The organism is Micromonospora sp. PRAS1 (assembly GCF_059553435.1).
Genome location: NZ_JCANNB010000022.1, coordinates 43445 through 55296, shown reverse-complemented (window position 1 = coordinate 55296; position 11852 = coordinate 43445). Strand labels below are relative to the sequence as shown.

Annotated in this window: 12 protein-coding genes; 2 read left to right on the top strand and 10 right to left on the bottom strand. The window is 70.6% G+C overall.

Annotation, left to right across the window (positions count from 1 at the left end; translation table 11 throughout):
• Positions 1-123 precede the first annotated feature (123 nt).
• Positions 124-1137 carry a T3SS (YopN, CesT) and YbjN peptide-binding chaperone 1 gene (locus AC507J_RS20645; protein WP_496290857.1) on the top strand — a complete coding sequence of 338 codons (1014 nt, stop codon included), beginning with the start codon at positions 124-126 and terminating at the stop codon, positions 1135-1137.
• A 71-nt stretch (positions 1138-1208) separates the two neighbouring features.
• Here AC507J_RS20645 and AC507J_RS20640 read toward each other — a convergent pair whose 3' ends face one another.
• The 8 genes from AC507J_RS20640 to AC507J_RS20605 all read right to left on the bottom strand — a co-directional run bounded on the left by AC507J_RS20640 (position 1209) and on the right by AC507J_RS20605 (position 7309).
• Complete coding sequence (locus AC507J_RS20640) at positions 1209-3476, bottom strand: catalase (protein ID WP_496290811.1); 2268 nt, start codon at positions 3474-3476, stop codon at positions 1209-1211.
• A 126-nt stretch (positions 3477-3602) separates the two neighbouring features.
• Positions 3603-4106 (bottom strand): SRPBCC family protein, encoded by a 504-nt coding sequence (locus tag AC507J_RS20635; protein ID WP_496290810.1) that lies wholly within the window; start codon positions 4104-4106, stop codon positions 3603-3605.
• Positions 4103-4465, bottom strand: coding sequence for a metalloregulator ArsR/SmtB family transcription factor (locus AC507J_RS20630; RefSeq protein WP_496290809.1), 363 nt, complete (start codon positions 4463-4465; stop codon positions 4103-4105). The genes AC507J_RS20635 and AC507J_RS20630 overlap by 4 nt, the downstream gene beginning before the upstream one ends.
• Positions 4466-4532: 67 nt before the next feature.
• Positions 4533-5528, bottom strand: coding sequence for a DUF5954 family protein (locus tag AC507J_RS20625; protein ID WP_496290808.1), 996 nt, complete (start codon positions 5526-5528; stop codon positions 4533-4535).
• A 118-nt stretch (positions 5529-5646) separates the two neighbouring features.
• Positions 5647-5967 carry a DUF2470 domain-containing protein gene (locus AC507J_RS20620; RefSeq protein WP_496290807.1) on the bottom strand — a complete coding sequence of 107 codons (321 nt, stop codon included), beginning with the start codon at positions 5965-5967 and terminating at the stop codon, positions 5647-5649.
• The gene (locus AC507J_RS20615) at positions 5964-6614 is read right to left on the bottom strand and encodes a biliverdin-producing heme oxygenase (protein WP_496290806.1); all 651 of its coding nucleotides are present in this window, start codon (positions 6612-6614) and stop codon (positions 5964-5966) included. Before AC507J_RS20615 ends, AC507J_RS20620 begins: the two co-directional genes overlap by 4 nt.
• A gap of 39 nt (positions 6615-6653) precedes the next feature.
• On the bottom strand, positions 6654-7043 hold the full coding sequence (locus AC507J_RS20610) for a VOC family protein (RefSeq protein ID WP_496290805.1): 390 nt from the start codon (positions 7041-7043) through the stop codon (positions 6654-6656).
• Positions 7025-7309, bottom strand: a complete 285-nt coding sequence (locus tag AC507J_RS20605) for an ArsR/SmtB family transcription factor (protein ID WP_496290804.1) — start codon at positions 7307-7309, stop codon at positions 7025-7027. Before AC507J_RS20605 ends, AC507J_RS20610 begins: the two co-directional genes overlap by 19 nt.
• 155 nt (positions 7310-7464) lie before the next feature.
• Here AC507J_RS20605 and sthA point away from each other — a divergent pair, with 155 nt between their 5' ends.
• A complete protein-coding gene (gene sthA, locus AC507J_RS20600; RefSeq protein WP_496290803.1) occupies positions 7465-8868 on the top strand; it encodes a Si-specific NAD(P)(+) transhydrogenase in 1404 nt (467 codons plus the stop codon).
• Positions 8869-8914: 46 nt separating this feature from the next.
• On the opposite strand, the gene aceB is transcribed toward sthA, so the two are convergent.
• Entirely contained in the window at positions 8915-10516 is a 1602-nt protein-coding gene (aceB, locus tag AC507J_RS20595) for a malate synthase A (protein WP_496290802.1), read from the bottom strand.
• Positions 10513-11784, bottom strand: coding sequence for an isocitrate lyase (gene aceA, locus AC507J_RS20590; protein ID WP_496290801.1), 1272 nt, complete (start codon positions 11782-11784; stop codon positions 10513-10515). The genes aceB and aceA overlap by 4 nt, the downstream gene beginning before the upstream one ends.
• Between the last annotated feature and the right edge of the window lie 68 nt (positions 11785-11852).

Sequence of the window (11852 nt, the reverse complement as noted above, 5' to 3'; positions counted from 1 at the left end):
CGGTTCACCCTCGGGTCGATGGAGCCGGTGCGCTTCGTGATGACCGCGCACGGGCCGGCGGGCGAGCGCGCGCTGCGGCTGACGTTGTGCGCGCCGTCCGGTCGACCACTGCGTACCGACCGGTTGCCGATCGCGGTACGGGCCACGGCTGATCCGGATCCGGGTTTTCAGCTAAACGAGCCCACCGCAGTCGACCTGCGAGCCAAGACGGCCGGAGCATGGCGCGAATTCGCGACCGCGCTGACCGCCGTGCTGTCCGCACTGGCCCCCGGCGCCGAGGTGCACCTGGCACTCGACCCGGCCGCTTCCGGCACCGGCACCGCCGTCTACCCGATCCGGATCCGGGTGTCCGAGGACGGCGTCGTCCAGGCGTACGCCGTCGGCAACGCCGAGTTGCCCGAGGGCTACCGGTTGGACCGGTCCTCCGTCGGCGATCTGATCGCGCTCGGTTGGTCGCCGCCGGGCGTGCTGCCCGGCTCCGGCAACTCCTTCAGTCTGCGCTCTTCTCGGGACAGCGCGAAGCAGCTGGCCATGGTGGTCTCCCGCACGCTGCGCGATGTCTGCGCTGTTCCGCACCCCGCCTTCCTGGTGTATTTCGCGCACGACGATGCCACCGAGCCGATCGAGACCGCCCCGCTGGGCGCCGCCCGGCACCGGTCGGCTCCCGACGCCGTCGCCAGTTCCCTCGTCGCCGACCGGGCCGACGAGCGGGTGTCGCTGGCGGAAAGGGTGCGTGCGGTGATCGCCGCGACGTTGCGAATCTCGGTCGACGAACTCAGCGTGGACGTGGACGGCGACATCGGCATCCGCGCCGGCTCGGCGATGTTGTTCATCCGGGTACGCGACAACCCGCAGCTTATCGACGTCTTCTCCCCGGTCCTCACCGAGGTGGAGCCCTCCGAACGGCTCTACGCGCGGCTCTCCGAACTGACAAATGTGATGCCGATCGGCCGGCTGTACCACGTGCAGGACACGGTGTGGGCTTCCATTCCGGTCTTCGGCCGCAACTTCCAGGCCGCCCATCTCATGCTCGCCGTGCAGGTGATGGCCAGCCTCGCCGACGAACTCGACGACCGCCTTCAGGACGAGTTCGGCGGGAGCCGGTTCTTCGGCGACCCCAAGCCCGCCAGCTCCTGAGTCGACCGCCGACAGAGACCGAGGGGCTGCCCGGCGACGACGCGGCAGCCCCTCGGCGTACTGCTGGCGGGTCAGGAGACCGAGGCGGGGAACCTCTCCCAGACCCGGTGGTTGGCAAGCAGCTGCTGTACGGCGGTGAAGACGTCGTCGGCGGAGTCGCCGGTGACCACGCCAGGGCTGGCGGTTACGCCCGCCTGCTCCAGAACGGTGACGCCCGGACCCCAGGCGCCGATCGCCTTGGCGTGCCGCCAGCACTCCTCGACCAGCAGCAGCACGCGCGGGTCGACCGGCACCGACGCCGGACCCGCCGCGCCGGCCTTGGCGTCGCGGGCCGGTAGGGCGTCCGGCGCCGGCGGCGGGGCGGCGGCGAGCAGCACCGCGTCGAGTTCGACCGAGCGGCCGGTGGCGAAGCTGCGCTGCGCCGGCAGGTCACCGATCATGCCGCCGTGCGGGGCGATCAGTAGCGGCACCATGTCGGCACCGAAGATCGCGCGGCGAACCTGGCGGACGGCGTCCAGGTCGGCGTCGGGGTCGATCACGATCCCGATCATCCGGCCGTCGGCCGGCCACTCCCGGCCGGCCTGGGAGAGCGCCGGGCTGGGCGTGACGTCGGCCAGCGGGATCGTGGGCTCCGGCGCGGGCAACCCGAGGCCGGTGGCGACCTGGGCGCAGAGCACCGGGTCGATGTTGGCCAGACACTGGAGCTGCCGCTCCTTGATCGCCTGGTGGTAGCACTTGCCCAGCTCGAAGGTGTAGGCGCGGATGATGTGCTCCTGCTCGACCGGCGACATGCTCAGCCAGAAGAGCCGCGCCTGGCTGAAGTGGTCGTCGAACGAGGCGGGACTCTGGCGTACCTTGGGCGCCTCGGCCACCCGTACCGGCACGTCAATGAAGGGGTGGTCGTCTTCGCCCGCCGGGAACGGGTTCCCGCCGTCCAGCGAGTTCGGCCGGTAGGGTGCCACCCCCGCGTGGACGGCCTGCTGGTGGAAGCCGTCGCGAAGCATGTCATTGACCGCCGCGTGCGGCCGGTTGATCGGGATCTGCGCGAAGTTCGGCCCGGCCAGCCGGGTCAACTGCGTGTCCAGGTACGAGAAGAGCCGGCCCTGCAACAGCGGGTCGTTCGTGACGTCGATGCCCGGCGGCAGGTGGCCGACGTGGAAGGCGACCTGCTCGGTCTCGGCGAAGAAGTTCGTCGGCGTACGGTTGAGCGTCAGCCGGCCCACCGGCTGCACCGGGGCCAGTTCCTCCGGCACGATCTTGGTCGGGTCGAGCAGGTCGATGCCGGCGAAGGTCTCCTCGGGGGTGTCCGGGAAGATCTGGATGCCGAGTTCCCACTCGGGGAACGCCCCGGCCTCGATGGCGTCGTAAAGGTCGCGCCGGTGGAAGTCCGGGTCCATGCCGCTGAGCATCTGCGCCTCCTCCCAGACCAGGGAGTGCACGCCCAGCTTGGGCTTCCAGTGGAACTTGGCCAGCACCGTCTCACCGGCCTCGTTGACCAGGCGGAAGGTGTGTACGCCGAAACCCTCCATCGTCCGGTAGGAGCGGGGAATGCCCCGGTCGGACATGTTCCACATGGTGTGGTGCTGCGCCTCGGTGTGCAGCGAGACGAAGTCCCAGAAGGTGTCGTGGGCGCTCTGCGCCTGGGGAATCTCCCGATCCGGGTGCGGCTTGCCGGCGTGGATGATGTCGGGGAACTTGATGGCGTCCTGGATGAAGAAGACAGGCATGTTGTTGCCGACCAGGTCGAAGGTGCCCTCGTCGGTGTAGAACTTCGTCGCGAAGCCCCGGGTGTCCCGGACGGTGTCGGCCGACCCGCGCGAGCCGAGCACTGTGGAGAAGCGGACGAAGACCTCGGTCTCGCGGCCCTTGCGCAGGAAGCCCGCCCGGGTGACGTTCTCGGCGGTGCCGTACGCGGTGAAGGTGCCGTGCGCGCCGGCCCCGCGGGCGTGCACCACCCGCTCGGGGATGCGCTCATGGTCGAAGTGGGTGATCTTCTCCCGCAGGTGATGGTCCTGGAGCAGCACCGGGCCGCGCGGTCCCGCCTTCAGCGAGTGGTCCGTGTCGCGCAGCCGGGCACCGTTCGCTGTGGTGAGGAAGGCGCCCTGCTGACCCCTGGCGGTGGCCGGCGTGTGGGTGTGCACGCCGGTCGGCGTGCGGCTCTGCGGGGAGCCCTGCTCCGGCTTCGGCGGCAGCGGGTCGTGCGGCGTGGTCGGTTCCTCCAGGGGTGGCGGGGCGCTGCCGGGCGCGCCGGGCACCTCGGGGGTCAGCACGTCGGTGACCTTCTCCGCGGCGGATTCCACGACGTCCTTGACCGCCTTCGCGGGGTTACGCGATTCCATCTCTACGGGTACCTCCCTGGAGCACAACGACCGGACCCCAGGGGCGGTACCCGGGCCAGGGAGAACAAAACGGGTCGAACGTCACCCGCCCCGTCTTTTCCGATCACACCCGTCCCGCCCGGCAGATCAGCGAGGCGAGCGGCTCAGCTGATCAAAATAGGTCTTCATCGCCGGGTAGTAGTCATCGAACGACGGCATCGCGGTGTCGTCCTGGGCGGACACCAGCCGGTCCAGGTAGTACTCCCAGCCGGGCCCGATCTCGCCGAGCCCCTCGACCGTGTCCAGGTGTTGGGCGAAGCGCAACTGCGTCCGGTCGGCGTGCCGGGTGAGCAGCAGCTCCAGCCGCCAGGTGCCGGATTCGTCCGACGCGGAGAGGGCGAGCCGGCGGGGCGGTTCGCAGGCTTCGATCCGCATCTCGGACCAGGGTTCCCCTTCTTCGAAGGCCAGCTGCACCCGGATGCGCTGACCGGGTGCGGCCTGGCCCGTCCAGCGGCCGTACCACCGGGCGGTGCGATCCGGTTCGGTCAGGCTGGCCCAGACGTCCTCGATCGGGGCCCGGAATTCGCGGGTGAGGACCAGGTCGGTGCCGGTGTCGGTGCCAAAGAGGCGCCCGGTTGGGGTGGGTGTCAAGCTGTCCGCTCCTCGTTCGAGTACGGCGAGCCACCGGTGCGGCGCTCGCGGCGGGTACGGAAGACCTCGGTTTCCAGCGCGTCGAACCGGCGCTCCCAGGGCTCGGCCCCGGTGAACTGCGACAGCCACCGCAGCAGTTCACGCAGCCGGGCCGGGTCGAGTTCGTAGTGGCGCTCGCGGCCGACCACGGCGTCGCGCACGAGCCCACCTTCGCGCAGTACGCGCAGGTGACGGCTGACCGCCGGCCGGCTGATCTCGAAGTGCTCGGCGATCCGGCCGGCCGTGAGCCGGCGTTCCCGCAGCAGTTCGAGGATCCGCCGGCGCACCGGATCCGCGATTGCGGCGGCTACCTCGTCCACGCCGAAAGCGTAACCAATAGGTTACGCTTTTTCCACTCCGCTGCCCCCGCTCCCCGACGACGTCGGATCAGGCCTGGTCGGGGCCGGGGAGTCGGCCCTCGGCGCGGAGCTGGGCGAAGTGCGCCTCGGGCGGTGGTTCCGGGTCCGGATCGGAGGGGCGGGGCGACTCGGGCCCGTCGGCGGAGAAACGCAGCAGGGTCTCGATGCGGGTGATCCGGAAGCGGCGCCCGAGCACGGTCACCTCGTCGGCGCGGCTGGCCGCCAGCTCGTCGGCGGCCCGAGCGTACTCGGCGGCCTCCTGCTCGGTGGGGTCGGCGATGCGCGGAATGAGCCACCGGAAGTCGAAGATGACGACTTCGCGCGCCTCCTGTGGCGTGGCGACCGCCCGGCTGGACGGCTGCCACCCGCCGCCCACCTGCTCGGCGACCGCGTAGCGGGTCGGCAGCAGCACACCGTTCGGGTGCGAACGCACCGCGGCGAGGCTGTCCGCGTACACGTCGGCCGGTACCTGGGACCGGGGGTAGCGGGCGGGCAGCAGCTCGACCTTCAGCACCGCCGCACCGACGCCGGTGGGTGCGGCCGGGTCGGCGATCAGGTCGGCCCCGCCGAGGAAGCTGTCGCACGAGTCGGCCGTACGCGGATCCGGGTCGGTGGGTCGGGGCGGCTCCGGCCCGTCCGGGCCGAACCGGGCGAAGGTGTCCGCCCGCACCACCCGGTGCCGCCGACCGGCGACGGTCGCCTCGTTGACCTTCTCCCAGTCGAGCACCTTGCCCACCGCCGTCAACTCGGCCACCACGTCCGGGTCGGCGGTCTCGGCAAGCTGCTCACGCAGCCGGTGGGCCAACGCGTCTCGGGCGGCCTGCGGCGTCTCCTCGACCAGGGCGTGTACGCGCCACCGGCCGCCGCCGAGATCCACCGCGTAGCCGAAGAGTGGAGCCCCGATCCGCAGGCTCGGGTACGCGCCGGCACGCTCGACGGCGTCGTGCTCGGTCACCATGCTGATCGGATCGTGTCGACGCCGGACCCGGATCACCGCGTCCGGCAACTGCTCACCGTGACCCACACTTCAGCATTCTGTAACCATCACGCTCGACACGCCAGTCTCGCCGACCCGACACGACCACCGACGAACATCGAGAAGCTACGGTTTCAGCGCCACCTTGCGAATCGGTTACGGGCTCTCAGTCGGCTGCGGGTCGGCCGGCGGCGTTGGCGTCCAGCGCGGCGCTGGCCTCCCGGTACATCCGGACGGCCTCCGATCGGATCTGCCGGCGTTCGGTGAGCCGGGTGGCGAACGGAACCCGCACGGCGACGGGTGCACCGTCCACGATCGCGGTGAAGTCCATCCCGTCGGCGTCCATGTCGGACATCGTCGCCGCCGTCGCGCCCGGCTGACCACCCAGCCCCTGGCAGATCACCCGGCAGTCGTCGGCGTGGTCGGTGTTCATGTGTGCCCGCACCGCCGCGACCACCGCCGGCGGGAACGGCTCCGGGCCGGTCACGCCGCACCCGGCACGACGGTCCGACCCAGTTGCGCCAGCACGTCGGTGTTCAGCCGGTAGGCCCGGGAGACCTCGGCCAGGAAGGCCCGCCGTTCCCGCTCGTCCCACGGCGCCGCGTCGAGCAGGTCTCGGTAGCGCTCCTTGACGGCGTGCGGATCCAGCCCGGGAAAGCGGAGGAAGCGGATGCCGTCGCGGTCGAAGCCGAAGGAGCGGCGCAGGGCCCGCGCCATCATCTGGCCACCGGAGAGATCGCCCAGGTAGCGGGTGTAGTGGTGGGCGACGAAGCCCGCCGGCCAGGTGAAGGCGACCTCGCGGAGGCGGTCCTGGTATCGGCGGCTGGCGGCGCTCGGTCGGATCCGGGTGGCTCCGGCGGGGCCACGCAGGAAGTTGAGGTCGGCGGCGAGGCACGGCAGCCGGCGCAGCCCGTCGAGGACGAACTGCCCGGCCACCGGGTCGTCGCGCATCGCCTCGGCCGCCTCTTCGAGCGTCTCGTACACCACGTACAGCTGCTCGAGCAGCGCGGCGTAACCGGCCCGGTCCAGCCGACCGGCGAACAGGGCGTCGAAGTACGGCACGTCCTGCGCGGCGCGGTGGTCCGCCCTGGTCGACTCCCGCACCCGCGCCGCGAACCCCGATGCCACCACCATCGGGCAAGGCTAACCGTCGCGGTCCCGGTACGCCGGGCCTCAGGTCCGGACGGCGGCGATCTGGATGAGGTTGCCGCAGGTGTCGTCGAAGACCGCGGTGGTCACCCCACCGGCGTCAAGCGGTTCCTGGGTGAAGGTCACCCCGAGCCCTTTCAGCCGCTCGTACTCGGCGGCGACGTCCGGCACACCGAACATCGTGAACGGGATCCCGTCCGCCACCAGGGCCTTCTTGAACGCCGCCGCCGCCGGATGCTTGTCTGGTTCGAGGACCAGCTCCACGCCGTCCGGGTCCTCCGGGGACACCACGGTCAACCAGCTGTGTTCCCCCAGCGGGACCTCGGTCTTCTTGACGAAGCCGAGCACGCCCGTGTAGAACGCCAACGCCTTGTCCTGGTCGTCGACGAAGATGCTCATGTGTCCGATTCGCACGGTCCAACCCTCCACCGCTCGTAGATCTGCCGAAGCGGGGACGTGTCGAGGTCGATGAACATGTACCGACCCTCGCGGCGCACCACCACCAGCCCGGCCTCCGACAGGACGCCGAGGTGCTGGGAGATGGCCTGCCGCGTCGAGGTGAACCCCTTGCCGGTCAACCGGACGCAGAGTTCGAACAGCGTCTGACCGCTGCGGTCCTGCAACTCGTCGAGGATGGCCCGCCGGGTGGGATCCGCCAGCGCCTTGTACACGTCGCCCACACCGGGGAGAATAGGCAAGTCACCACTTGCATGTCAATGCGTGACCGGACCGAAGCCCCCTGGTTGCCACGGCTTTGTTCCGAGCGGGTAAACCCGGGATGCCGCTTCGACGCCAGGACTGGCGCACACCGCGACATCTTGCGACGCTGGTGATCGTGTACGACTACGACCTGTTGGTGCTGGGCTCCGGACCCAGCGGTCAGAAGGCCGCGATCGCCGCCGCCAAGCTGGGCAGGCGGGTCGGCATCGTGGACCGCCGCGACATGATCGGCGGGGTGTGCATCAACACCGGCACTGTCCCGTCCAAGACGCTGCGCGAGGCCGTGCTCTACCTGACCGGCCTGAGCCAGCGGGACCTCTACGGCAGCAGCTACCGGGTCAAGGAGGAGATCACGGTCGGCGACCTGGCCGCCCGCACCCAACACGTGATCAACCGGCAGACCGACGTGATCCGCAACCAGTTGACCCGTAACCGGGTCGCTCTGATCACCGGCACCGGGCGGTTCGCGGACCCGCACTCGGTCTGGGTCGACGGCGGTTCCGGCCGGGACACCCGGGTCACCTTCGACAAGGCCATCATCGCCGCCGGCACCCGGCCGGCCCGTCCGGAGAGCGTCGACTTCGACGACCGGACCATCGTGGACTCCGACGGCGTCATCAACCTCGAGGCCGTGCCGCGCAGCATGGTGGTGGTCGGTGCCGGGGTGATCGGCATGGAGTACGCCTCCATGTTCGCCGCGCTCGGCACCAAGGTCACCGTGGTCGAGCGCCGCGACAAGATGCTCGACTTCTGCGACGAGGAGATCATCGAGTCGCTCCGCTACCACCTGCGCGATCTGTCGGTGACGTTCCGCTTCGGCGAGGAGGTCGCCGCGGTCGAAAAGCACCAGAGCGCGGCGCTCTGCGTACTCAAGAGTGGCAAGAAGATCGTTGCGGACACCGTCATGTACTCGGCCGGTAGACAGGGCCAGACCGACGGGCTGGACCTGGCCGCCGCCGGCCTCTCGGCGGACCGGCGCGGCCGGATCGAGGTCGACGCGAACTACCGCACCGCAGTGGCGAACATCTACGCGGTGGGCGACGTGATCGGCTTTCCGGCGCTGGCCTCCACCTCGATGGAGCAGGGCCGGCTGGCCGCGCAGCACGCCTGCGGCGAACCGGAGCGCCCGATGCACGAGTTGCAGCCGATCGGCATCTACACGATCCCGGAGATCAGCTTCGTCGGGAAGACCGAGGAGGAGCTGACCGACAGCGCCACCCCGTTCGAGGTGGGCATCGCCCGCTACCGCGAGCTGGCCCGGGGGCAGATCGTCGGCGACTCGTACGGCATGTTGAAGTTGCTCGTCTCCCCCGCCGACGGCCGGCTGCTCGGCGTGCACGTCTTCGGCACCGGGGCCACCGAGATCGTTCACATCGGGCAGGCGGTGATGGGTCTCGGCGGCACCGTCGACTACCTGATCGACACCGTCTTCAACTACCCCACCCTCGCCGAGTCATACAAGGTGGCCGCCCTCGACGCCGCCAACAAGATCCGCAACATCACCCGGATCGCCGGCTGACGCCGGACCGGGGCGACTGCCCCCGGCCCGGCGTCGTCACCGCTGCTCAGCGGGTCTGCTTACGTCGCGGGCCCAGGTGCCGGGCGTACCCGGCGGGGGTGAAGAAGGACGGCAACTCCTCGCCCAGGGCGGTTTCCTCGACGATCTGCGCGGCGTGCTCGGCGCGCTCCCGCTCGGCGCCCTCGCGCCCCTCGGTCAACGCGGCCAGTTCCTCGGCGAGCATCGCCCGGACCAGCTCCTCGGTCACGGAGCCGCCACCGGCCAGCGGGGTGCCGTGATGCAGCCACTGCCAGACCTGGCAGCGGGCGATCTCGGCGGTCGCCGCGTCCTCCATCAGGTTCCAGAGCGCCACCGCGCCGGTGCCGCCGAGCCAGGCGTCGATGTAGCGCAGCGCCACCGCGACGTTGGACCGCAGCCCCGCCTCGGTGACCTGACCCGGCGTCTTGTCGACCGAGAGCAGGTCGGCGGCGCTCACCTCGACGTCGTCGCGGAGCCGGTCGACCTGGTTCGGCCGCTCGCCGAGCACCGCGTCGAAGACCTCCCGGCAGGTCGGCACCAGGCCGGGATGGGCGACCCAGGAGCCGTCGAAGCCGTCACCGGCCTCCCGCTGCTTGTCCGCCCGCACCCGGGCGAGGGCCGTCTCGTTCACCTCCGGGTCCCGGCTGGGCACGAAGGCGGCCATCCCGCCGATCGCGTGCGCGCCGCGCCGGTGGCAGGTCCGCACCAGCTGTTCGGTGTACGCGCGCATGAACGGCACGGTCATGGTGACCTCGGCGCGGTCCGGCAGAACGAAGTCCGGCCACTGCCCGAAATTCTTGATGATGCTGAAGATGTAGTCCCACCGGCCCGCGTTCAGGCCCGCCGAGTGCTCCCGCAGCTCGTAGAGGATCTCCTCCATCTCAAACGCCGCGGTGATCGTCTCGATAAGCGTGGTCGCCCGGATGGTGCCCTGCGGCAGACGCAGGTAGTGCTGGGCGAAGACGAAGATGTCGTTCCACAGCCGCGCCTCGCGGTGGCCCTCCAGCTTCGGCAGGTAGAAGTACGGTCCGGAACCGGCCGCGAGCTGCCGGCGGGCACAGTGGAACAGGTAGAGCCCGAAGTCGACCAGGCTGGCCGAGATCGGCCGCCCGTCCACCACGATGCCCTTCTCCACCAGGTGCCAGCCGCGCGGCCGGACCACGATCGTGGCCAGCTCCTCGCCGAGGGCGTAGTGCTTGCCGCGCGGGTCGGTGAAGTCGATCCGCCGGTCCAGGGCGTCGATCAGGTTGAGTTGTCCACCGATGACGTTGTCCCAGCTCGGGGCGGTGGCATCCTCGAAGTCCGCGAGCCAGACCTTGGCGCCGGAGTTCAGCGCGTTGATCGTCATCTTCCGGTCCGGCGGCCCGGTGATCTCGACCCGCCGGTCCATTAGGCCGGGTGCCGGCGGTGCCACCCGCCAGGTCGGGTCGGCGCGGATGCCGGCGGTCTCCGGCAGGAAGTCGGGCAGCTGGCCGGTGGCGAAGCGGTCCCGCCGGGCCCGGCGGGTGTCCAGCAGGGCCACCCGCCGGGCGGCGAACTCGCTGTCCAGGGTGACCAGGAACTCCAGCGCGTCCGGGGTGAGCACCTCGTCGAACCGCTCGGCCATCGGGCCGATGATCTCGTATCTCATGCGAACTGCTCCTCCTCGGTCGACCCCCGCAGGGCGGTGGTCTCGGCGGCGGGGTTCAGCACGGTGCTGATCAGGTCGAAGTAGCCGGTGCCGACCTCCCGCTGGTGCTTGACCGCGGTGTAGCCGGCCGGCTCGGCCGCGAACTCCCGCTCCTGAAGCGAGACGTACGCCGACATGCCGTCGGCGGCGTAGCCACGGGCCAGGTCGAACATCGAGTAGTTAAGCGCGTGGAAGCCGGCAAGCGTGATGAACTGGAACTTGTACCCCATGTGGCCGAGTTCGCGCTGGAACTTGGCGATTGTGGCGTCGTCGAGGTGCTTGCGCCAGTTGAACGACGGCGAGCAGTTGTAGGCGAGCAGCTGGTCCGGGTGCTCGGCCTTGATCGCCTCGGCGAAGCGGCGGGCCACCTCCAGGTCCGGGGTACTGGTCTCCATCCAGAGCAGGTCGGCGTGCGGCGCGTACGCCAGGCCCCGGGCGATGCACGGCTCGATGCCGTTGCGCACCCGGTAGAAGCCTTCGGCGGTGCGCTCGCCGGTGACGAAGGGCTGGTCGCGCTCGTCCACGTCGGTGGTGAGCAGCGTGGCGGCCTGGGCGTCGGTGCGGGCGATGACCACCGACGGCACGCCTGCCACGTCGGCGGCGAGCCGGGCCGCCTCCAGGGTGCGGATGTGCTGGCCGGTGGGGATGAGCACCTTGCCACCGAGGTGGCCGCACTTCTTCTCGGAGGCGAGCTGGTCCTCCCAGTGCACGCCGGCCGCGCCGGCCGCGATCATGGCGTTCATCAGCTCGTACGCGTTGAGCACGCCACCGAAGCCGGCCTCGGCGTCGGCGACGATCGGCGCCAACCAGTCGATGCCGGAGGTCTCCCCCTCGGCGGTGGTGATCTGCGCGGCGCGCAGCAGGGCGTTGTTGATCCGGCGCACCACCGCGGGCACCGAGTTGGCCGGGTAGAGGCTCTGGTCGGGGTAGGTGTGCCCGGCGAGGTTGGCGTCGGCCGCCACCTGCCAGCCGGAGAGGTAGATCGCCTTGAGCCCGGCGCGGACCATCTGCACCGCCTGGTTGCCGGTGAGGGCACCGAGGGCGTGGATGTAGTCCTCGCTGTTCAGCAGCCGCCACAGCCGGTTCGCGCCGTGCCGGGCCAGGGTGTGCTCCTCCTGGATCGCACCCCGCAGCCGCACCACGTCCTCGGCGCGGTAGCTACGCCGCACACCCCGCCAGCGCGGGTTGGTGTCCCAATCGTGCTGCACCTGCTCGACCGCGGTAACCATCGATTCTCATCCCCTTCACATCTCCGCTTGGCCCACTCGCCGGTGCTGCGCCGACGCTGGCCACCGGT